General features: G+C 47.1%; 25 protein-coding genes. 15 read left to right on the forward strand and 10 right to left on the reverse strand.

Annotated elements, in window-relative coordinates:
* The first annotated feature begins 111 nt into the window (after positions 1 to 111).
* The gene (locus LZG94_RS12410) at positions 112 to 381 is read left to right on the forward strand and encodes a hypothetical protein (protein WP_233792210.1); all 270 of its coding nucleotides are present in this window, start codon (positions 112 to 114) and stop codon (positions 379 to 381) included.
* 81 nt (positions 382 to 462) lie between these two features.
* On the opposite strand, the gene LZG94_RS12415 is transcribed toward LZG94_RS12410, so the two are convergent.
* Positions 463 to 840 (reverse strand): globin, encoded by a 378-nt coding sequence (locus LZG94_RS12415; protein WP_233792211.1) that lies wholly within the window; start codon positions 838 to 840, stop codon positions 463 to 465.
* A gap of 16 nt (positions 841 to 856) precedes the next feature.
* Positions 857 to 1,630, reverse strand: a complete 774-nt coding sequence (locus LZG94_RS12420; protein WP_233792212.1) for an AMP nucleosidase — start codon at positions 1,628 to 1,630, stop codon at positions 857 to 859.
* Positions 1,631 to 1,681: 51 nt separating this feature from the next.
* Between LZG94_RS12420 and LZG94_RS12425 the strand changes: the two genes are divergently transcribed.
* Entirely contained in the window at positions 1,682 to 2,131 is a 450-nt protein-coding gene (locus LZG94_RS12425; protein WP_233792213.1) for a type I restriction enzyme HsdR N-terminal domain-containing protein, read from the forward strand.
* A 68-nt stretch (positions 2,132 to 2,199) separates the two neighbouring features.
* Here the strand turns inward: LZG94_RS12425 and LZG94_RS12430 are convergent, their stop codons facing one another.
* Both LZG94_RS12430 and LZG94_RS12435 read right to left on the reverse strand, forming a co-directional pair.
* Positions 2,200 to 2,808: a YceI family protein gene (locus LZG94_RS12430; RefSeq protein ID WP_233792214.1), complete on the reverse strand. Its 609-nt coding sequence runs from the start codon at positions 2,806 to 2,808 to the stop codon at positions 2,200 to 2,202.
* A 60-nt stretch (positions 2,809 to 2,868) separates the two neighbouring features.
* Positions 2,869 to 3,324: a MarR family winged helix-turn-helix transcriptional regulator gene (locus tag LZG94_RS12435; RefSeq protein WP_233792215.1), complete on the reverse strand. Its 456-nt coding sequence runs from the start codon at positions 3,322 to 3,324 to the stop codon at positions 2,869 to 2,871.
* A 91-nt stretch (positions 3,325 to 3,415) separates the two neighbouring features.
* On the opposite strand from LZG94_RS12435, the gene LZG94_RS12440 reads away from it, so the two are divergent.
* The 3 genes from LZG94_RS12440 to LZG94_RS12450 all read left to right on the forward strand — a co-directional run bounded on the left by LZG94_RS12440 (position 3,416) and on the right by LZG94_RS12450 (position 6,617).
* The gene (locus LZG94_RS12440; RefSeq protein WP_233792216.1) at positions 3,416 to 3,994 is read left to right on the forward strand and encodes a nucleoside triphosphate pyrophosphatase; all 579 of its coding nucleotides are present in this window, start codon (positions 3,416 to 3,418) and stop codon (positions 3,992 to 3,994) included.
* Positions 3,995 to 4,003: 9 nt separating this feature from the next.
* Positions 4,004 to 5,542: an alpha-amylase family glycosyl hydrolase gene (locus LZG94_RS12445; protein ID WP_233792217.1), complete on the forward strand. Its 1,539-nt coding sequence runs from the start codon at positions 4,004 to 4,006 to the stop codon at positions 5,540 to 5,542.
* 64 nt (positions 5,543 to 5,606) lie between these two features.
* Positions 5,607 to 6,617: an SMP-30/gluconolactonase/LRE family protein gene (locus LZG94_RS12450; RefSeq protein WP_233792218.1), complete on the forward strand. Its 1,011-nt coding sequence runs from the start codon at positions 5,607 to 5,609 to the stop codon at positions 6,615 to 6,617.
* Here the strand turns inward: LZG94_RS12450 and LZG94_RS12455 are convergent, their stop codons facing one another.
* Both LZG94_RS12455 and LZG94_RS12460 read right to left on the reverse strand, forming a co-directional pair.
* A complete protein-coding gene (locus LZG94_RS12455) occupies positions 6,618 to 7,118 on the reverse strand; it encodes a hypothetical protein (RefSeq protein ID WP_233792219.1) in 501 nt (166 codons plus the stop codon).
* Between the two features lie 11 nt (positions 7,119 to 7,129).
* Positions 7,130 to 7,648 (reverse strand): hypothetical protein, encoded by a 519-nt coding sequence (locus LZG94_RS12460; protein ID WP_233792220.1) that lies wholly within the window; start codon positions 7,646 to 7,648, stop codon positions 7,130 to 7,132.
* Positions 7,649 to 7,842: 194 nt separating this feature from the next.
* Here LZG94_RS12460 and LZG94_RS12465 point away from each other — a divergent pair, with 194 nt between their 5' ends.
* Positions 7,843 to 8,346, forward strand: a complete 504-nt coding sequence (locus LZG94_RS12465) for a GtrA family protein (RefSeq protein WP_233792221.1) — start codon at positions 7,843 to 7,845, stop codon at positions 8,344 to 8,346.
* Here LZG94_RS12465 and LZG94_RS12470 read toward each other — a convergent pair whose 3' ends face one another.
* From LZG94_RS12470 to LZG94_RS12485, 4 genes are all read right to left on the reverse strand, one after another.
* Positions 8,347 to 9,543, reverse strand: coding sequence for an acetyl-CoA C-acyltransferase (locus LZG94_RS12470; RefSeq protein ID WP_233792222.1), 1,197 nt, complete (start codon positions 9,541 to 9,543; stop codon positions 8,347 to 8,349). It lies immediately after the preceding gene.
* A gap of 4 nt (positions 9,544 to 9,547) precedes the next feature.
* Complete coding sequence (locus LZG94_RS12475; RefSeq protein ID WP_233792223.1) at positions 9,548 to 9,799, reverse strand: DUF6814 family protein; 252 nt, start codon at positions 9,797 to 9,799, stop codon at positions 9,548 to 9,550.
* 34 nt (positions 9,800 to 9,833) lie between these two features.
* Positions 9,834 to 11,369, reverse strand: a complete 1,536-nt coding sequence (locus LZG94_RS12480) for an MFS transporter (RefSeq protein WP_233792224.1) — start codon at positions 11,367 to 11,369, stop codon at positions 9,834 to 9,836.
* Between the two features lie 131 nt (positions 11,370 to 11,500).
* Positions 11,501 to 11,806, reverse strand: coding sequence for a hypothetical protein (locus LZG94_RS12485; RefSeq protein WP_233792225.1), 306 nt, complete (start codon positions 11,804 to 11,806; stop codon positions 11,501 to 11,503).
* A 226-nt stretch (positions 11,807 to 12,032) separates the two neighbouring features.
* Between LZG94_RS12485 and LZG94_RS12490 the strand changes: the two genes are divergently transcribed.
* The 9 genes from LZG94_RS12490 (at position 12,033) to LZG94_RS12530 (ending at position 22,113) form a co-directional block, all read left to right on the forward strand.
* The gene (locus tag LZG94_RS12490) at positions 12,033 to 12,770 is read left to right on the forward strand and encodes a carbohydrate-binding family 9-like protein (RefSeq protein WP_233792226.1); all 738 of its coding nucleotides are present in this window, start codon (positions 12,033 to 12,035) and stop codon (positions 12,768 to 12,770) included.
* 45 nt (positions 12,771 to 12,815) lie between these two features.
* Complete coding sequence (locus LZG94_RS12495; RefSeq protein ID WP_233792227.1) at positions 12,816 to 13,913, forward strand: lactonase family protein; 1,098 nt, start codon at positions 12,816 to 12,818, stop codon at positions 13,911 to 13,913.
* Positions 13,914 to 14,206: 293 nt separating this feature from the next.
* Complete coding sequence (locus LZG94_RS12500) at positions 14,207 to 15,427, forward strand: aminotransferase class V-fold PLP-dependent enzyme (RefSeq protein ID WP_233792228.1); 1,221 nt, start codon at positions 14,207 to 14,209, stop codon at positions 15,425 to 15,427.
* Between the two features lie 38 nt (positions 15,428 to 15,465).
* Positions 15,466 to 16,716: an amidohydrolase/deacetylase family metallohydrolase gene (locus LZG94_RS12505; protein WP_233792229.1), complete on the forward strand. Its 1,251-nt coding sequence runs from the start codon at positions 15,466 to 15,468 to the stop codon at positions 16,714 to 16,716.
* 290 nt (positions 16,717 to 17,006) lie between these two features.
* Positions 17,007 to 18,749, forward strand: coding sequence for a PQQ-dependent sugar dehydrogenase (locus LZG94_RS12510; protein WP_233792230.1), 1,743 nt, complete (start codon positions 17,007 to 17,009; stop codon positions 18,747 to 18,749).
* 115 nt (positions 18,750 to 18,864) lie between these two features.
* On the forward strand, positions 18,865 to 19,296 hold the full coding sequence (locus LZG94_RS12515) for a cytochrome c (RefSeq protein WP_233792231.1): 432 nt from the start codon (positions 18,865 to 18,867) through the stop codon (positions 19,294 to 19,296).
* A 20-nt stretch (positions 19,297 to 19,316) separates the two neighbouring features.
* Positions 19,317 to 20,834, forward strand: a complete 1,518-nt coding sequence (locus LZG94_RS12520; protein WP_233792232.1) for a cytochrome c class I — start codon at positions 19,317 to 19,319, stop codon at positions 20,832 to 20,834.
* A 32-nt stretch (positions 20,835 to 20,866) separates the two neighbouring features.
* The gene (locus LZG94_RS12525; protein WP_215232314.1) at positions 20,867 to 21,325 is read left to right on the forward strand and encodes a RidA family protein; all 459 of its coding nucleotides are present in this window, start codon (positions 20,867 to 20,869) and stop codon (positions 21,323 to 21,325) included.
* A gap of 176 nt (positions 21,326 to 21,501) precedes the next feature.
* Entirely contained in the window at positions 21,502 to 22,113 is a 612-nt protein-coding gene (locus LZG94_RS12530; protein ID WP_233792233.1) for an RNA polymerase sigma factor, read from the forward strand.
* Positions 22,114 to 22,117 lie beyond the last annotated feature (4 nt).

A 22,117-nucleotide genomic window follows, 5' to 3' on the forward strand; every position in this document is an offset into this window, starting at 1 on the left:
GAAAAACGCTGTCCTGATATTCCGGAGAAGGATTTTAGTAACAAAACAAGCTCGCAACTTGTTTAGCATAAGACAATACTTAAATTTGTTAAACTCCAAAAAAGAGATATTGTGCTGACTTTAAGTAAAAAACAAATTGGAAACTGGGTTTTGCTTGACTATCTGTCGCAGAAGCAAGTGTATTCAGATAAGATTTCATTTCTGGAAAAGAAGTATGATACTGACCTGCAATCCTTCGAAAATCAAATTGAAAATGCTTCTTCTGAGAACTTTGAAGCATGGGATGATTTGATCGAATGGCAAGCATATCATCAATTATTATCCGAGATCACAGCCAAAATCACTGATATCAGGAATGGAGATTTTCAAATGGCTGGATAATCCTGATTTTGTCAGGAGCTACACTGTTAATGATTTCAGACAGACGGAAGAATCATTTTATTTGAATACGAAGAACTAGCCTTACCCCTCCGAATTCACCATAAAAAACGCTGTCCTGGGAAACCGGTTAAACAACTCGTCTTTCAATTCCTTACTAACAGGCAGTTTTCCGACCGCTTCCGACATGCATTGCAGCCAGGCGATCGCGTCGTCTTCGGTGATGGTGTGCGGCATGTGGCGGGCGCGCATCATGGGGTGACCGTATACTTCCGAATATGCCTGAGGCCCGCCCAGAAATTGTGTCAGAAACAACCTTTGCTTTTCCTTGATCAGGTCTTTATCTGTTTTAAATAACCGCGAAATGAGCTCGTGGCTGAATACCAGATCGTAAAAATTGTCAGTCAGCATCCTAAGCGCCTCGTCGCCGCCTATCCGCTCATATAATGATTGATTCTCCATTTCGATGTGTATTAATTTAATTCTCAAAACGCATGTGCTTGACCGATTCTCCCGAACGCGCCAGTTCTGTCAGTGACTCAATGCCGATTTCCAAATGCTTTTTAACAAAATTGATCGTCACCTTCTGATCACTTTCCTCCGTTTTCACGCCCTCGGGAACCAGCGGATTGTCGGAAACGAGCAGCAATGCACCATGCGGGATCGAATTCGCAAACCCTACTATAAAGATCGTCGCCGTTTCCATATCGATCGCCATCGCGCGGATCGCCCGCAGGTATTCTTTGAAGTCGTCGTCGTGCTCCCAGATCCGACGGTTCGTCGTGTACACTGTGCCCGTCCAATAATCCATTTTTGCCTTTTTGATGCTGGCCGAAACCGTGCTTTGCAGGCGGAAAGAAGGCAATGCAGGTATTTCGGGCGGCATGTAATCGTCGCTGGTACCTTCGCCCCGGATCGCCGCAATAGGCAGAATGAGGTCGCCGATCTGCGTCTTTTTCAGCCCGCCGCATTTACCCAGAAACAATACAGCTTTCGGGTCAATCGCTGACAGCAGATCCATTACCGTGGCGGCCATCGGACTTCCCATTCCGAAATTGATGATAGTAATATCCTTGTGTGTAGCAGTTTGCATTGCCCGCCCCTGACCTCTCACAGGTACGTCGAACTTCTCTGCAAACATCGTCACGTAGTTACCGAAATTTGTCAGGAGAATATAGTTTCCAAACTCCCCGACTGGCGTGCCCGTGTAGCGCGGGAGCCAGTTTTCCACTATTTGCTCTTTGGTATTCATGAAGTCAATGCGTTAATTGGCCAGGTTTGTTGTGATGCGTATCTTCGTTCTATGGAATCTCTAAACCTTCCCGAATTTGCTTATAAAGTTAAGCAGGTTAACGGGAAACCGCATATTTTCGACATTATCCGAAGGAAATACGTCTCACTTACACCCGAAGAATGGGTGCGCCAGCATTTTATCCATTTGCTGATTTCCCACTACGGCTATCCCAAATCGCTTTTCGCGGTCGAGACGGGATTGGTATATAATTCCCTTGCCAAAAGAAGCGATATCATGGTATTGTCTTCCAATTCGCTGCCGTTTTTACTGATCGAATGCAAAGCGCCGTTCGTGCCGGTTACCGAGGCCACATTTGCACAGATCAGCCGGTACAACTTCACCTTACAACCTCAATATCTTGCAGTTACCAACGGAATGAGCCACTACTGCTTCAAGGCGGTCAACGGCCAGATCGAGTTTATGGACGATTTTCCGTCTTACGGGATTAATAATAACTGACGGCTACAAAACAAATAAAGCCTGCCGCAAACGGACAGGCTTTAAAGCAATCTATTAGCCATGAAAAATTATTTCCCGGCAACCAATTTTACGTCGATTGTAAAATCGTCATTGATCATCTTGTCGCCAAGGTTTTCGAAGAATGACTTCGAGTTATATTTAATGTCATATTTCGAGCGGTCAACTACCAGTTTACCAGTTGCTTCTGTTCCGGCAGCAGTTGTTTTAACTGTTACAGGGAAAGTAGCGGGCTTGGTAATTCCTTTGATCGTCAAATCACCAGTTACGTCATAAACGCCAGCAGATTTCGGAGTCGCTTTAGTCACTACAAAAGTAGCATGAGGATGTTTTGCAACTGAGAAAAAGTCGTCAGATTTCAAGTGACCGATCAATTTATCGTTGTATTCTTTATCAGTAAGGTCTGTACAAGTAATGCTATTCAGGTCAGCAACGAATTTTCCGCCGGTCAGTTTTGCACCGTCCATCGTGATCGTTCCTTCTTTCAATGCGATTTTGCCCGTGTGCTCGCCCGTTACTTTTTTACCAACCCAGGTCAACTCACTTTTAGCGGGGTTTACTTTCAAATTTGTGGCTTTCTTGCCATCCTCAGCCGAAACTGATGCAGAAACAAAAGCAGCTACTGCCAGAGATGCGAAGAAAAATTTAACCGATTTCATTGTAGTTTTCATTTTAAATTGAATTGTTAATTGTGATTATGGTAATAAGAGTGAAAATTATCATTCAGCTTCCCGAACCTTGTCAAGCAAGGCGCTGATCAGGTCAGCTTCTTCGGGGGTTATAATATTAAAACGGTCTTCCCACTGGTCTACGTGAGGATCCAGCTCGGCAAGCAACTGCAAACCTTCTTCTGTGATCACGACGTCGACAGCGCGTCTGTCATTCTCGCAGGAAGTTCTTTTCGCCAAGTTTTTCGCCAGCAGCTTATCTACCAGCCTGGAAGTATTGGAATTCCTGTCAAGCATTCTTTCAGTAATATCACTTACCTTGATCGGCACGGTTTGCTGGCCCCGCAGAATGCGAAGTACATTGTACTGCTGGGGCGTCATATCGTGCTTCTTGAAGAATTCCAGTTGTTTGTATTCCAGCCAGTTGGTAGTATAAATCAGGTTCAGTGCCAGCCGCTGGTACGGGCTCCGAAATTTTTTTTGTTTTATATCAGTTTCAATGGACATGGTGTCTGCTGTCAATGTAAATAAAGAATGTATGTACATTTAATGTAGTAACATCTATTAGTGAAATGATAGTTCCTGCTTTGATAAAAAAATGATTAATCTTCAAAAACCGCTTATCCTCGCCTCCAATTCTCCCAGAAGAAAACAATTGCTGACAGATTCCGGGTTTACGTTCGATATCGATGTGAAGCCCACGGACGAAAGTTTTCCCACTGATCTGCCCGCCAAAGATGTTGCAGCCTACATCTGCGAACAGAAAGCAGCAGTGTTCCGGGACATTTCGGCGGGGAGGATCATATTGACCGCAGATACCGTCGTAATTGCAGAAAACCGCATTCTCGGCAAACCGTTTGACGCCGCAGAAGCGTTTGAAATGCTGAGATTGATGTCCGGAAAAAGCCACGACGTTGTCACGGCAGTGACGATCCTGACGGATGGGCAAATGGAAACGATCTCAGATACGGCCACCGTTTATTTCCGCGAGCTGGCGGATTCGGAAATATCGTACTATATTGAACAATGTAAACCTTTTGACAAAGCCGGCGCGTACGGCGTGCAGGAATGGATCGGAATGACCGGCATTGAGCGGATTGAAGGATCGTTTTACACGATTATGGGTCTGCCCGTTCATATTGTTTACCAGAAATTAAAGCCCTTTTTCCGGGATTAAAAGTCTACAATGATCGCTGACAAATCGAAATTTATCCCCCGGGTTTGTTATGAAATCTTCGTCCGCTCTTTCTGTGATTCGAATGGAGACGGGATCGGCGACCTCAAAGGGATTATCTCCAAGCTGGACTACCTGGCGGATCTGGGCATTGAGGCAATCTGGCTAACGCCTATTCATCCATCGCCGAGTTACCATAAATACGACGTCGTCGATTATTTTGGAATTGAACCTGAATATGGGACGATCTACGATTTCCGGAGATTGCTATATGAGGCGCACAAACGGAAAATTCAGATTTATCTTGATTTGATCGTCAACCACACTAGCACGCTGCATCCGTGGTTTACAGAAGCGCGCAAAAGCGCTGATAACCGTTTTCGCGAATTTTACTGGTGGATGACGCCGCCGCAGATTGAAACCCTGGGAATTGCAAAACGCGAAACTTCCGACGATTCGCAGGTAGTATACCCGTGGCACGATAACCCGGAAGACCAGGAAAAATATTACGGGTTATTTTACGTAGGAATGCCCGATCTCAACTACCATTCCTCTGCATTGCGCACAGAGCTGGAAAAGATCATCGATTTCTGGCTGGTGGAAATTGGCGTGGACGGTTTCAGACTGGATGCGGCGCGACATATTTATCCGGAGTGGGAAAAACAACATAGCCTCGAATTCTGGGACTTCTTCGCGGGATTGATCAAGAAAAGTAACCCGAATGCATTCACAGTCGGCGAGGTATGGGCTGAAACAGAAGAAGTTGCACCTTATTTCAATCACCTCGACGCTACCTTTCACTTCGACCTCAGCTTTGCATTACAGCGCATTCTGATCAGTGAAAAGGACGAAAATCTGGTCGAAAAGCTGCTTCAAAGCTATGCGCTTTTTGCACAGTATAACCCGCATTTCATCGACGCGATCATGCTGACCAACCACGATCAGGAGCGGATCGGAAGCGTGGTTGAGAATCATACTGAAAAGATCAAACTGGCTGCCAGCATGCTGCTTACATTGCCCGGTCAGGTTTACATTTATTACGGGGAAGAAATCGGAATGCTGGGCTCCAAACCAGATCCCCACATTCGAGAGCCTTTTTTATGGTCTGATAATGAGGAAGATACCAAGGAAATCACCTACTGGATCGATGCAAGATTCACTACTACCAAAACCGTCACGCCGCTTTCGAGGCAAACAAGTGATCCGCATTCGATCTATTGCCACTATCGCTCTCTGATCCATTTACGCAAAAAACAGCCGGCGCTAAGTCAGATCTTTCAGCCGAATCTGGCAGCTGTAAATTTGTATGATGATCAGCTGATGGCGTTTCTGCGGACACACGAATCCAGCCCGCTGCTGGTTATTCATAATCTGAGTGGTTTGAAAAAGCAGATTACGCTGCCGGGTATATTAAGCGACTTTCGCCATGTAATCTTCTCGAATGATACTGGCATATCCGGTCATTTCACGGGTGGAAATTTGAGCGCTTATTCCTCGCTCGTTCTGGCAGCAAATCCTGAGCAAGCCGATTCTGTGCTTATCGGACAGTAGTTGCAGCAACGCACTCCGCTTTTTAAACAGATTTCCCCATTAACCGCACATTCATTTTTTATATATGAAAATCGCTTCCCGACTGCTCCTGCCCGCATTACTCTTTACCCAACTTGCATTTGCCCAAAAGAACTATCCCACAATGGGAAAAGTGATTTACGACGATCCATCTTTTGAAAAACTGATTGCAAAAGATGCAAAAATTGAAGTGCTGGCCTCGGGTTTCGAATGGTCAGAAGGGCCGGTTTGGGTGAAAGAAGGCGGATTCTTATTGTTTTCTGATGTGCCAAAAAACAGGGTTTATAAGTGGGATGAAAAAGAAGGACTTTCCACTTTTCTGGAACCGTCGGGCTATACTGGGAAAGGGATTTACAGCGACGAACCCGGTAGCAACGGATTGATCATCGACAGCAAAGGAAGGTTGATTTCCTGCGAGCACGGAGACAGGAGAATATCTGCGATGCCGCTGAATGTAGGAGGAAAAGTGACGCTCGCAGGTCATTTTGAAGGAAAGCGATTTAACAGTCCAAATGACATTGCGGAGCATGCAAATGGCAGCTATTACTTCACTGATCCGCCTTATGGGATGGACAAAAAACACGCCGACCCGACGCGGGAAATACCACAATTTGGCGTTTACCGCATTGCGAAAGATGGAAAGATCACGCAGGAAATAGCAGACCTGACCAGACCAAACGGACTCGCGTTTTCGCCCGACGGCAAAACTTTATATGTAGCGCAGTCGGATCCTGAAAAAGCAATTATCATGTCCTACCCGATCGACGCGACAGGAAAAATCGGTACAGGCAAGCTGGTATACGACGCTACGCCCATGTTGAAAGTCGGAAAGGCCGGGCTTCCGGACGGCTTAAAAGTGGATAAAGACGGTAATCTCTGGTCGTCGGGACCGGGCGGAATGTTGATCCTGACCCCGGCAGGAAAACTCCTGGGCCGCATTGAAATGAACGAGCTCACGTCCAATTGCGCCTGGGGAAATGACGGTTCAACGCTTTATATGACCGTTGACGGGTACGTTTGCCGGATCAAAACGCAGACAAAAGGAGCTGGCTGGTAATTATTTGTCGACCCGGCGTACTGATCTTAAAGTGTTCTCAACCTGCGATTTTACCACCGGCCAGTTGTTCTTTCCGTTGCGATAAATATTAGTGTAGGCTTTATAAAGCACTCTTTCATCATCCTGAATACGATCGAGCTCGTTCGCAATCACTTCTTTTGAAGACGATTTTGCCGTTTTGTATTCATTGATCAGCACATCATATCTTCTTTCCAGAATATCCAGCTCGTACAAGACCAGGTCTCCCACCTTATCCATTTCCTCATACTGCGCCAGCAGGTTTCCGTCGGAAGCGCGCACATTGGTATCGGTTGCTTTGCTGTAATCGCGGCGGTAAGTCTCATCGGACGAAGTGGAATTTGAATTTCTGTACCGGTCCGTATCGGTGTCGTAGCTGGTTGTTCCGTGGCGCTGGTCATACCTTTTTTGCAGCGTAGAAGAGCACGATAACTGAATGAATGCCAATGCAGTTACGTACAGGATAATTTGTGCTTTTTTCACTTGAATGCTGATTAAAAGTTATGTCTTAGCCCAACGCTAAGGGTAGGATTAAAGTAGAATATTTTGGGAATTAATTCAAGGTATCCCCCGCCTTCCATGAAAAACGAAGCCGGTTTGCGGGCGAAAAAGAATTCGAGTCCAATTGTAGCCGACGGTCCAGTTGAAATATTGGTAGTATATACTTCCTTGATATTGCGGTTCGGATAATATCTTCGCGAATTCACCTGTACACCCGGCCCCGCGTACGCAGATATCCGCTCGTTCAGAAGGGGCACGTACCATTCGTAGGAGGCATTGAACATAATCCCAACGCTGCCCAGATCGTCGTTGCTTACTTTGTAGTTCTGCTTATCTTTAAAAAGGCCGATATACGTACCCACACTGATATCCAGCGCATTTCTTTCGCCATATTTCCTGATACTTACCCCGATCGGCTCGCCCACTTCAACACCGAATGCCCAATCCTGGGTCTGTGAAAATGCGGTGGTGGCAGAAACAAAAAGGATGGATAGCAGAAGTAGCTTTTTCATATTCGGAAGCATGATTTCAGTTATTACTTTACTTTAAAAGTTAAAACAGAACAAAAACAGTGCCATATACGGGCGGCCGCAGACACATTTTCCAGTGAATCAAATTAGGTTGGCGATTTTGGTTAGAGACCATTTTATTTCTAATATTGAGCCTCATTTGAGTATCCAGCCGTATTTAACCAACACCTGCACACGTGGCCGAAGTAAGAAAGAGTCAGATTTTTAATGCAAAAGATTTAATCGCTTATTTTCTTGTTGCAGGCACCGGGGCAGTTATTCAGTTAGTTTCCAGCAGTTTAATTCAGGATTGGTTCGGTATTTCGTGGAGCGATTCCATTGTACCTTCTTACCTCGTCGGACTGATCTGGGGATTTATCCTAACCAAACTTTTCGCATTCGACGCGCGCCGCAGTAACCAGACGCGCCGCGAAATGGTGAAGTTTTTTATGGTCGCAACCTTCTCTTTAATTGTAACAAAACTAGGCGCCGACATTTCCTATTACGTAGTGACGAATACCCTCGGCTTCGATATCTACCAGGCAAAACTACCTTTCGGTAAAAAAGAGGCGAATATCACCGAAATGGCATGCTATATTTTCGGTCAGGGATGCAGCTTTATCAGCAATTACATTCTTCACAAAACCTTTACATTCAAGAGCACAGGCTTTTATGATCGCCTGAAAGTACTGATCAAATAATCAGAGTCGCTCGACGAGCCGCTCCACGATCACGGCCGAAGCGCCGCCTCCGCCATTACAGATCGCCGCCAGCCCGTATCTTCCGTTTCTTTGTTTCAATACCGATAGTAAAGTCGTGATAATGCGCGCGCCGGAAGCGCCCAGCGGGTGTCCAAGCGATACCGCTCCTCCGAATACGTTGACCCGATCAATATCCAGGTCCAGCATTTTGATGTAAGCCAGCGCCACAACCGCAAATGCCTCATTTACTTCGAAGTAATCAATATCCGAGATAGCTAACCCTGCTTTTTTCAATACTTTTTTTGTAGCCAAAACGGGCGTCGTCGTAAACCAGGCGGGATCCTGCTCGGCATCTGCATACGCCACGATCCTGGCAACAGGTACCAGATTTCCAGCATTCACTATATCTTTTCCTGCCAAAACCAATGCTGCCGCCCCGTCGTTGATCGTAGAAGCATTGGCTGCGGTCACAGTTCCATCTTTTGAAAAAACGGGTTTTAAAGAAGGTATTTTTTCAAACTTAACCTTCCTGAATTCTTCGTCTTCACTGACCCAGGTGGAATCGCCGCCTTTCGGAGAAGGGATTTCAACAGATACCACCTCTTCTGAGAATAGCCCGGCTTCGGTTGATGCTGCGCTTCTTTTGTAGGATAAAATAGCAAATTCATCCTGCTCCCCGCGACTGATCTTGTATTCCGCGGCTGTCCGGTCGCCACATAATCCCATCCCGATCTGATCATATACGTCAGTCAGTCCGTCCTTCAATAGCCCGTCGACGATCTCGCCGTGGCCATAACCATATCCGTTTCTCGCTTTGGGTAAATAATAGGGAATCTGCGACATATTCTCCATTCCGCCTGCGACTACCACCTGCGCATCGCCCAGTTGAATCGATTGTGCCCCGAAAACCGTTGCTTTCATGCCGGAAGCGCACACTTTGTTTACTGTGGTACAAATTACGCTTGTCGGCAAGCCGGCATAAATCGCCGCCTGACGAGCCGGCGCCTGGCCCAGATTAGCAGAAACTACATTCCCCATCAATACTTCATCCACCTGTCCCGCATTTACGCCCGATTTGGACAAAGCCGCCTGAATAGCTGTGGCGCCCAGTCTGGCTGCATGAACTGAGGACAAACTTCCTCCAAAACTTCCGATAGGTGTGCGGGCCGCAGCCAGGATATATACTTCTTCTTTCATGTGCTTACAATTCCGATGAACTCTCGGGCAAGTGTTCATACTCGCCTTTCCACGCGTAATAACCGAAAATCACGAGTCCGGCGCAAATCGGAATAAAAATCAATATGATGATCGACCATTGTAAAGTCGTGTTGGTCCGATCTATTCCTTCTGCCGCTAGCCCGATCTTATCGCTCGCCTGCATAAACAAAAAAAGTATGATAACAGGTCCCAGTAACATCCAAACCAAACCCAAAAATTTCTTTAAAGCATTCATAATAAGCTATATATAAGTTTTTAGAATCTATATCTTAATCCATCACATTATTATCGACCCGGTTGTCAATATATACTGCGCCGATCACGAAGGACAGCGCAGCGATACCGATCGGGTACCAGAGTCCGGAGAGTGGCGTGGAGCCGCTGAAAGAAGCGACCAGCGTGGCAATAAATGGCACCAAACCTCCGAATACCCCATTTCCGATATGGTAAGGCAGCGACATGGAAGTATACCGGATCTGGGTTGGGAAAAGCTCGACCAGAAACGCCGCAATAGGCCCGTATACCATTGTAACCAGTAAAACCTGGAAGAAAACCAGTGCGATCACCATGATATAAGTGGAGCTGGATAACGTTACATCCTTGATAGCGACAGCTGATTCTGGCAAAGAACCAACCTGTCCGGCTGCTATTGTTTCCGTTTTTACCTCTTTAAATGTCATCCCGCTCGCCAGCGTTTTTACCACAGTTGTCGTAATCAGCGAATCCGTTTTGTTAGTAGCCAGGCCGCGTTCAGTAACCGGCTCAGAAACATTGGCCAGGCTGGTTTTCTCAAACTCCCGCACATTAGTAGCATCTATAAAATATTGATAAATAGGTCGGTAGCATATTACCCCCAGCAGCATTCCAGTCAGCATAATCCATTTGCGGCCCACTTTATCGCTCCACGATCCGAATACCACAAAAAACGGCGTCGCGAAAAGTATGGCCCAGAGCAGAATATATCTGGATTCGTTGAAATCCAGTTTGCAGGTATTTTCAAGAAAAGATTGCGCGTAAAACTGCCCGGTGTACCAGATCACCCCCTGCCCCATTGTCGCCCCGAAAAGCGCAAGCAATACCATTTTGAAATTCGCCTTTTTCTGAAAACTCTCTTTCAAAGGATTTGCCGAGACTTTTCCTTCCGCTTTCAGCTTGGTAAAAACGGGGGATTCGTGCATTTTCATCCGGATATATATCGAAACTCCAACCAGCAGAATGGACACCAAAAACGGGATCCGCCAGCCCCAGTCGGCAAAAGCTTCACTTCCTAACATATTCTTGGTCAGCACGATAATACCCAGCGAAAGGAACAGTCCAAGTGTTGCGGTAGTCTGGATCCAGCTCGTGAAAAACCCCCGCTTCCCTACCGGTGCATGCTCTGCTACATAGGTTGCAGCACCGCCATATTCGCCGCCCAGAGCCAGTCCCTGCACAAGCCGCAATATCAAAACCAGAATAGGCGCGGCGTAACCGATACTCGAATAGGAAGGTATCAACCCGATCAAAAACGTGGAGCCGCCCATTAAAACGAGCGTGAGCAGGAAGGTGTATTTACGTCCGATCAAATCTCCCAATCTGCCAAAAACCAACGCGCCGAATGGTCTTACAATGAATCCGGCAGCGAAAATCGCGAGCGTATTAATCAATGCGGAAGCACCTGCGTCGCTTGGAAACAGCTGTTGTCCGATGATGACGGCGAGGCTGCCGAAAATGTAGAAATCATACCATTCGATTAATGTACCAAGTGACGAAGCGGCAATTACCTGGGTAATACTCTGGGTAGCATTTGGGTTCTCGGAACGCATGGGTTTGGGAAAAGTGAGAAAAACAGAATTTAGCTGAATAAGGCGCAACCCTCTTCCCGATACTCATTAATAAAGGAAAAGCCCTCAGGAGTTTGTCCAAAGGGCTTTTTCGAAATAGACTTTAACCAGTACTAGATGTCGTCGTCTTCGTCATCGGGATCGATAATCTCGTCACCATCTTCAATAACGACTTCACGATCATCAATATCCGCATCAAATTCGTCGGCTACTGTCTCTTCGTCATCAATTACTTCATCATCTGTTTCTTCGTCCAGTAGATCCTCGTCCTCATCGTCGCCATTTCCGCCGGCAATGCTCGGATCCTCTGCAATCGGCCTTGATTGCTGGGTATTGGTGGGATAATCAGGAAAAACAGGTGGTTCAATAATGGGTTTGCTTGTATCTGCAATAGCAGGCTCTCCTCTTTCGCGTATCATGACATTTGAAGTTAAAAGTTCTACTAATTATTTGGCAAGTACCGTTTAAATAATCGTTCCAAGACGCTTCTGAAATGCGTTGCTGTGCGCTTCATCCAGCAAAAGGTACATATTGTTAATCATTTGGTAAAATGTAAAAACCTGATGAAATTGCTGCGACCCCACCTGACTACAAATAACCACACTCCAATCCTGTTCCTACCATCCTAACCCAAAGAGCCTGACCATGACCCAAAGAATTGCTGTATTCCTGTGCTTCATTGTATGCGCCTTTTCCCATTATGTTAGCGCAGCCGCAAATCCTGATTCCTCACTTGTCGTCAAAAGAACAACCGATTTTAAAGTAAATGGAGAAGGTACCGCCGCTAACTGGGCGGCCGCAAAGTGGTTCGATATTACCGTTCAAAAAGGTCCCAAACAGGCCGCTCCCGGCAAACAATATCCGACCAAAGTCAAGATCATGTATTCGGATAAAGGTATTTACTTCCTTTTCGACTGCACCGACAAGAAACTGACCGCAACTATTCTGGAAGATTACGGGATGTTGTTTAAAGAGGATGTAGTCGAAGTTTTTCTCTGGCCGGACACCAAAGTGCCCATTTACCTTGAATATGAAGTATCGCCGCTCAATTACGAGCTGCCTATTTTGGTGCCCAATATCAATGGAAAAGCACAGGGTTGGAAGCCGTGGATCTACAATGAAAGTACGCGCGTGCACCACGAAACCAGCGTGCAGGGCGGACAGAAAAAGAGTATGGCCTCAGTAGAAGGCTGGAAAGCGGAGTTTTTTATTCCTTATGCATTAATGAACCCGATCGTACCATCGATCCCGAAGAAAGGAACCAAATGGAGGGGCAACTTTTACCGCATTGATTACGATTCGGAAACTGCCTATTATTCGTGGCAGAAAACGGGTGGCAGCTTCCACGAATTCCAGAAATTCGGCACACTGATCTTCGAGTAATGCTGCTTCGCAAATTTTAATTTATACCAACCAATTACTAAACCCATGAGATTAACCATTCTGACCTTGTTTTGCCTGATCGCTATGACAACATTCGCACAGAAGACCAAAGAGATCCTGTATGTGGGCACTTACACGCAAAAAGGAGAAGGTATTTACGTGTATGAACTGGATCGAAGTAATATGTCTGTCAAAGAGTTACAGATCATTACCAGCAAAACCAGCCCGTCTTTTCTAGAATTTCATCCTAATAAAAAATACCTGTACGCCGCCAATGAAGGAACTGGGACCGTCTCAGCTTACGCGATCGACCCGGCTACTGGAAAGCTGACTGTGATCAATGAGCAGCCTTCGCACGGAAGCGGGTCTTGCCACATCGGCGTGGATCCGAAAGGCCGGTTTGTGTACGTTTCCAATTACGGCAGCGGCGACCTTGCTGTGTATAAGCTTAACCAGGACGGCAGCATCGGTGCGCTGACCGACACGATTCAGAACAAAGGAGCCGCTGACCAGAAGCCGCACATGCATTCAATGATACCAAGTGCCGATGGAAAATTTGTATACGCTTCCGATCTGGGTATTGATAAAATAATGCTCTATGCTATTGACGCTCAAACAGGTAAGCTGACGCCCGGCTCAGTGCCTTACGCAGAAGTACAAAAAGGCGACGGCCCACGGCATTTTGTGATCCACCCGAACGGGAATTTTGGTTATTCGGTAGGAGAACTGAGTTCGGTGGTCAATTCATTTAAGATCGTGAAAAACTCGGGTGCGCTCGTGCCGCTGGAACGTGCTACCATGTTGCCGGCTGACTTTAAGGGCAAAAATTCCGCCGCTGATATTCACTTTTCACCTGATGGAAAATTCCTGTACGCTTCTAACCGGGGCCACGAAAGTCTGGCGATTTACAATGTCGATGCCACCACCGGCAAACTGAAACCAGCCGGTCACGTAGAAACGCATGGAAAGCATCCGCGGAATTTTCTGATCGATGAAAAGGGGGAATTCGCGATCGTCGCCAACCGCGATAACGACAATCTGGTATTCTTTAAAATGGACGCAAAATCCGGACAGCTCACGTTCGCAAACAAGGAGGTCAGCGTGCCTACGCCGGTTTGCGTCAAACAGCTTTTCCTGAAATAGCCTTTCTAATTTCTCGAAATACAAGTAAAAAAAGAGCCTGCATGAGCGCAAGAAGTCGCGTTCAGCAGGCTTTTCTGTTTTGTACTGTGTTCGAACACCCGTTTCAAAAATCCATAATTTTCATCAAAACAAAAGAACTACAATTGCTATATTGACCAAACTTTATTCTATAAATTGCGCATATCAAAAAAAATAAAGCTACCAGAAGAGTATTCGCACATATTTCCTGCATCCTTATTTAAGAGTATTCCAAAAATTCTTAAAACAGCGTAATTAAATAGTCCTGAACCATTATGATCAATCGCAGAGATTTAATCAAGCATTTGTCCGCCTTTCCTCTTCTGGGCGGATTTCTAGGGCAAAACGGAGCAGAAGCTGCCGGGCTTGTTGCGAAAGTACCAGCCAGGAACCTGGCCAAAGAACTGGGGATCCGCACATTCATCAATGCCGCTGGAACCTACACTGCGATGACGGGCTCGCTGATGCACGAGGAAGTGATGGAAACGATACAAGGCGCTGGGAAGGAATTTATGATGCTGGATGAGGTGCAGACGAAAGTGGGCGAAAAGATCGCGGCACTGACGCACGCGGAAGCTGCGGTGGTTACAGCGGGCTGTTTTTCGGCCTTAACACTCGGGCTGGCGGGAGTACTGACCGGAATGGACCAAAAAAAGGTCGAGGCACTGCCACATCTGGAAGGTACCGGGATGAAATCGGAAGTAATTATCCAAAAAGGACACGATATTGGCTATTCGCACGCACTGACCAATACAGGCTGCAAAATCATCCAGATCGAGACGATCGAGGAATTACAGAAGGCGATCAATGAAAAGACTGCGCTGCTGTGGTTTTTGCATATTCAATCGGACAAAGGCCAGATCAACCACCAGCAATGGGTTGAGATCGCGAAAAAGAATGGTATCCCGACGATGATCGATATGGCGGCCGACGTTCCGCCGGTTGAAAACCTCTGGAAATTCAATGATATGGGCTTTGACCTGGTTTGTGTTTCGGGTGGAAAAGCAATGCGCGGGCCACAGAGCGCGGGAATTTTGATGGGCAGAAAACATCTGATCGACGCGGCGCGACTGAGCATGCCACCGCGTGGCTCGACAATCGGCCGGGGAATGAAGGTGAATAAGGAAGAAATCCTGGGTATGTACGTGGCGCTGGACAAATTTGTCAAAATGGACCACAAAAAGGAGTGGAAAATGTGGGAAGACCGTGCTGCAACAATCAGGAATGCGGCAAAAAGCGTGGCCGGAGTAAATGTAGAAACGTTCGCCCCTGAACTGGGTAACCACACGCCTACCCTGCGGATCTCCTGGGATGCCACGAAAGTATCGCTGCCCGTAAAAGTGTTGCAGCAAAACCTGCGCGATGGAAGCCCGTCGATTGAAATCATGCCCGGCGAGAACAATACGCTGACTATAACCACCTGGATGTTGAAGCCGGGAGAAGAAAAAATAGTTGCTACCAGACTGAAAGAAGAGCTGTCGAAAGCAGTTGTCTGATCGCAATCCGGAATAGCAGTACCTAAGCCCCTTTAAAAATGAAATATAAATTTATACTTACCTGCCTTCTATCGGCTGCTGGCTTTGTTGTATGTAACGCGCAGACTTACAGCATTTTAATCAAAGGCGGAACCGTTATCGACCCGAAAAACAATATCAATCAGGTGATGGATATTGGGATTTATCAAGGGAAGATCAAAAAAGTAGCCAAAGATATTGACCCGAAAGAAGCCCGGCAGGTGGTGGACGCAAAAGGAATGTACGTCACGCCCGGCCTGATCGATATTCACGGACACGTCTTTTTCGGCACGCAGGTCAACCACTACCTCAGCAACGGATTTATCGCCCTGCCTCCCGACGGGTTCACGTTCCGGGTGGGCATTACCACGATCGTCGACGCGGGCGGTGCCGGGTGGAGCTCATTTGAGGATTTTAAAAACAACATTATCCTTAATTCGAAGACCCGCGTACTCTCTTTCATGAATATCGTGGGCCAGGGAATGCGCGGCGGCAACTGGGAGCAGGATACTTCCGATATGGATCCTAACCTGGCGGCGGCTGTCGCATTAAGGAACAAAAATGACGTGGTGGGTTTCAAAGTCGCGCACTTCGTAGGTCAGGACTGGAAGCCTGTCGACAATGCGGTTAAGGCCGGGAAGCTGGCCAATATGCCTGTTATGGTCGATTTTGGAGGAAGTACCCCGCCACTTCCGCTGGAAGATCTTTTCATGAAACACCTGCGCCCGGGTGATATTTTCACACATGCCTATACACTTCTCGAAGGAAATGTGCGCGAAACGATCGTGGATGAAGACACTAAAAAAGTAAAGCCGTTTGCGATCGAAGCGCGTAAAAAAGGCATTGTTTTTGATGTAGGCTACGGCGGCGCGAGCTTCAACTATTCGCAGGCTATTCCGGCAGTGAAATCAGGTTTTTACCCCAATACCATCAGTACTGACCTTCATACCGGTAGCATGAACGGTTCGATGAAGGATATGCTCAGCATTATGTCCAAGTTTTATATAATGGGAATGGACCTGCCGGCTGTCATCAAAGCCAGCACGTGGTCGCCCGCTCAGGTGATTCACAGAGAAAATCTTGGGCACCTGTCAGAAGGTGCGATTGCAGACGTCGCAATCTTCTCGATGCGCAAAGGAAATTTTGGTTTTTATGATAAAACGGGATACAAAATGGAAGGCAAAGAAAAGCTGGAATGCGAACTCACGATCATGGGGGGCAAGATTGTTTACGACCTGAACGGGATTACGAAGCCGGTTTATTTGAAATAAGGGAGGAAGGGAGGAAGGAGGAAAGGAGGAAGGAGAAAAAGAGGAGAGAAACCACGAGAAAGTCCCTTTTGGGATTTAGGGTAAAAGGCACGGAAGCACCCCCAACCCCCTGAGAGGGGGCTTTTGCGGTACTGCATGGAAAAACAAAAAAGTCCCTTTAGGGATTTAGGGTAATGTACCCCCAACCCCCTGAGAGGGGGCTTTTGCGGTACTGCTTGGAAAATGAGAAAGTCCCTTTAGGGATTTAGGGTAATAAAACAAAAAAAGGCAACAGGCTCGATCAAACGCCAATGAACAAACGCTACCTGAAATACCTCCTTACCTTACTGACATGCTGTGCATTGGGTTTTACGCAGCATTCGGCTCGGAAGGATCAGCCTGTGAATACCAAGAACGGCGGATTGTTTCTGCCGGCTGGTTTTGAGGCGGTTGTTGTCGTGGATAGTCTGCCGGGGCGGGCGCGGCATATTGCGGTGAATGATAATGGGGATATTTATGTAAAAGCACGGTTTGCCAATACCGGCGAGTCGGTGATTGCCTTGCGGGATACGAATGGCGACGGAAGGGCGGATATTATCAAGCGTTTTGGAGGGGTGGGCAGAGAGCGGGCTTATGGTACTGCGATGCGGATTTACAAAGGCTACCTCTATTTCAGCTCCGAGCTGGTAGTGTACAGATATAAACTCACGCCCGACGACCTGATTCCGCAGAGTAAGGAAGAAGTGATATTGACCGATGACCACCCGCACGGCATGCACGAGCATATCGCCAAGCCGATCACTTTCGATGATAAGGGTAATATGTATGTGCCTTTTGGTGCCAATTCCAATGCTTGTCAGGAAGATAACCGCATACCGGGTTCGCCTGGAATGACGCCCTGCCCTATTCTGGAAGACCACGGCGGAATATGGAAATTTGATGCAAACAAAACTGGGCAGCTGCAAAAGGATGGAGTGAAGTTTGCAACCGGGCTGCGCAGTATTGTGGGTATGGACTGGAATTTTGCAGATAACAATCTTTACGCACTGCAGCACGGGCGCGACGATTTACTGCGTTTATGGCCGCAGTTTTACGATGGTTGGGAAAGTGCAATGCTACCTTCGGAGGAGTTTTTGAGAATAAAAGAAGGCACGCACGCCGGCTGGCCCTATTGCTACTGGGACCAGATGCAGGGCAAAAAGGTACTAAATCCTGAATACGGCGGCGATGGAAAAAAGGAAGGCGACTGTGCGCAATATGAGAAACCACTGATCGGATTTCCGGGCCACTGGGCACCGAACGATCTCCTATTCTACCAGGGTAACCAATTTCCTGAACGTTACAAAAATGGCTCGTTTATCGCATTTCATGGATCTACTAACCGCGCGCCTTATCCGCAATCGAGCTATTTCATCGGTTTTGTTCCCTTCAAAAACGGTGAGCCGGCAGGGGAATATGAGATATTCGCTGACGGTTTTGCAGGTATAGACCCGATCGTAAATGTGAGCGACGCGGTGTACAGACCAATGGGAATCGCGATGGGACCCGACGGTTCTATCTATATCGCCGAAACCGAAAAAGGGAAGATCTGGAAGATTACCTATACCGGCGACAAAAAGAAATTTCCGAAAAAAGCGCTTGCGGGGATGGAAAAAAGAAAGTCAATGAGCCACATCCGCACGCCGGATCAGACCAAAGATAATCTCGATAAGGACAAGCCTATTGCCGGCGGAAACGTGTACAGCATTTACTGTTCGGCCTGCCACCAGCGAAACGGAATGGGCGATTCGCAGCGTTTTCCGCCACTTGGAGGAGCCGATTGGGTGACCGGCGACAAGGAAAGATTGATCAAAGTACTATTGCAGGGCCTCGAAGGGCCGATTGAAGTAAAAGGTCAATCCTATAATAATGTGATGCCGCAACACAGCTTTTTGAAAGACGAAGAGATTTCGGAAGTACTGACACACATTCGAAGCAATTTCGGAAACTCGGCCAGCGAGGTCACCACCGACGAAGTGGCGGGCGTACGGGCCGCATTGGACAGTTTGAAGTAACGTTTTTCTCCTTCCAACCTCATTGAGTGGATATTACTCTCCGGCAATTGAGTATTACTTTGGGGGTTGGAGGGAGAATTACTGATAGATAAATTCACCTTTTTCCAGATACTGAATGCTTCAAAACATTACCCTTGCCGCAAGTATCATCCTGTTTTTTGGCTCGGCTCTGGCCGGGCTTTCGTCGCGAGATAACAGACCTGCACATTCCGTTCAGGATCCCTGGAAGGCCCCGGCCTGGGCGGATACCCTCAAAAGTCCGCACCATGAAGAGCCGCTGACACTCGCGCAGGGGGAAGAACTTTTTACATTATACTGCGCCTCCTGCCACGGGGATGAAGGCTACGGCGACGGCGCAGCGGGAGGAGCTTTGGGGCAGAAACCTGCGAATTTTCATGATACCCTGGTTAAAAGTCAGACCGACGGTGCCTTATTCTGGAAACTGTCTACCGGGCGAGGGAATATGCCACCTTTCAAGGATGTGTTTGAAGATGAGCAGAAGTGGCAGCTCGTCGCGTATATTCGCCATTTGGGCAAAAAAGAATAAATCCTGAACCAGCACATACCATGTCAAATCGCTACCAATATGCACTCGCCGCCCTGCTTTCACTAGGCTTGGCGGGGCAGACATTCTCTCAGTCGAAGGAGGTAACTACCAAAACGCCGGTCGCGCTTCGGGACGATATTACCATTGAGGAATATATGAAAGTAGAGCCGGAAGCGGTGCGGATCATTCGCCACCCGAATACCGGTGAAATTTACTATACCACGTTTTTTGGGGATGTGATCAGGATTGTGGAGGTGAACGGAAAGCCTGAGGGCAGAAAGGTTTTTTCAGTGGAGGACCATGGTATCCCCCGGTTGCAGGGCGCTGCATTTAACGGAAACACCCTTTTTCTGGCTGGCAATGTGAGTGTAAATAACAACAAGGGAAACAAAGGCAGGATGGTGCGCTATGAAATGCAAAAGGACGTGGCGGCGCCCGACGTAGCGACGCCCGACGTAGCGACGCCCGGCGCGGATAAACCGGAAATGACAGTTGTTTTCAATACAGTTGAATATGGGGCTAATAAAACCACTTTCGATCACGGCTGGAATGCACTGGAAATCAGTCCTGATAAAAAATTCATTTACGTAAATACCGGCGCGAGAACCGATCACGGAGAAGTGCAGGATAACGGCGGCGAATATCCGAATGCACGGGATAATGCATTGACAGCGAATGTCTTTCGAATTCCAATCGCCTCAAAAGATCTGGTATTGACCACCGATGTTGCGGAAATGAAAAAGGCAGGCTACCTCTACGCCGAGGGAATACGGAATGCTTATGATATGGCTTTTGATGGAAAAGGAAATCTGTTCGCGGTATCCAATTCCGGCGACTACGACCACCCGGAAGATATGTTTTGGGTGCGGGCTGGCCACCATTATGGATTTCCGTGGATTATGGGCGGCATTGAAAATCCGCAGCAGTTTCCCGATTATCAGCCGGACCCTGAAAAAGATCCGTTTCTGAGCAAGTTCGCATTTGCCTGGCTCATGAAATATTTCCACAATGATCCTGAATTTCCAAAGAAACCGGAAGGTGTCAAATTCACTCCGGCAGTTCAGAATACTGGCCCTGATGCCAATGAATACCGCGACCGGAAAACGGGCATTGTCATGGACGGAGACACGACAGGAGTAACTGTGGGCACTTTTAATGCGCATTCATCGCCGCTGGGGCTGTTTTTTGACAATGATAAAACATTAGGCAAAGACCTCGCGGGTGACGGATTTGTGATCAGATACACAGGCGGTCCGAGAAACGGTGTCGTTAATCCAAGTCCGTTGCGTAGACAGGGAAAAGATCTGTTGCATCTGGAAATGAGCTATGACAAAGCCACCGACAATTACAAGACGAAAACCACCCGCATCGTCGACAATTTCACCTCCCCGACCGATGCATTGCTTGTCGGAAATACACTCTATGTGATTGAATACGGCGGAAAGCAGGGCGGCAACAAAGCAGGCGGCAGCATCTGGAAAATCACACTTCCGGCCAGCGAGAAAATCGCAAAAAAGAGCAAGAAAAAAAGATCCTAAGACAGCTTATTTATAAACCAATTCAGACCATTATGAAAACCGAAAGACGATCACTTATCAAGAAACTTTTCGCATCCGTAGCAGGAATAGCCGGCATTGGAGCAGCCTCCAAAGTGCAGGCCGAAGCTGCGCCCGAAAAAGAAGTCGGCAGTGTCGAAATGTATCAGGATGTACCCTTGTTTTCGGGCCATACCAAATTCAATAACCTGGTTTTTGTTGCCGGAAAAGGCGCTCACTTCGAAGGAGATATTACTGCCCACACCAAACACGTGCTCGACGAACTCGAAAAAGAGCTGATCAAGGCGGGTTCTTCTATGGAAAAAGTGCTCAAATGCAGTGTATTCCTGCACGATCTGAATGATTACAAACTGATGAACGAAGCTTATAAGGGCCGCTTTGGCAGCAAACCGCCCTGCCGCACAACAGTAGCAGTTTACGGCGGCGTACCAGGCGACTCGCTGGTGGAAATCGATTGCATTGCGTATGTATAACCAGTAGATCCGGCCCGGCAAATTTCAAGAAAAAGCCGGGTCGCTTTCTATTTTTAAATTATATTCTGGGATAATACATTTTTTGCAAATATTATTCTAAATCAGAAAATAAAGTCTTCCTTATATTTTACATTATTAGCTATTACCAGTTTATTTGTTGTCTTACCTGACAAGATTTGAACAAAAGACAACGCATCGCTGAGGAGAATACTGTTCTTCTGAACCTCTGGCAGCAATCCCAGGCCGGGGACAGTCTTGCGTTCTGCCAGCTCGCCGACAAACAGTACCGCACGCTTTTCAACTACGCCACTAATTTCACTTACGACAAAGAGTTCATCAAGGATTCAATCCAGGATTTGCTGATCCATATCTGGGAGAAAAGAAATACTATTCAGATCCAGTTTGTGACGATTTATTTCCTCCGGGCTTTGCGAAACCAGCTGATGCAGGAATTCAGGAGAAACAATAATGCACTTTCGCAACTGGATATTGAAGAAGCAGGCGAGCTGTCTGATTACCAGAACATTGAGACAGAAATCGAGCAACATGAAGTTTTTACGGAAAACCAGGTAAAAGTCCGAACGGCGCTGGAAGACCTGCCCCGCCGCCAGAAAGAAGCGATATTCCTGAAATACTACGAAGGAATGAACAACGAACAGATAGCCGACCTGATGCAGGTAAACAGGCAATCAGTTGCAAATCTGTTGTTTAAGGCGATCAATTCATTGAAAGTGCAAATGCAGCTGATAAGTCAGGCGCTCGTTCTGGCTTACCTTTATTTCAAATAAAATT

Source organism: Dyadobacter sp. CY343 (genome assembly GCF_021390335.1).
In the GTDB taxonomy this organism is placed as follows: Bacteria; Bacteroidota; Bacteroidia; order Cytophagales; family Spirosomataceae; genus Dyadobacter.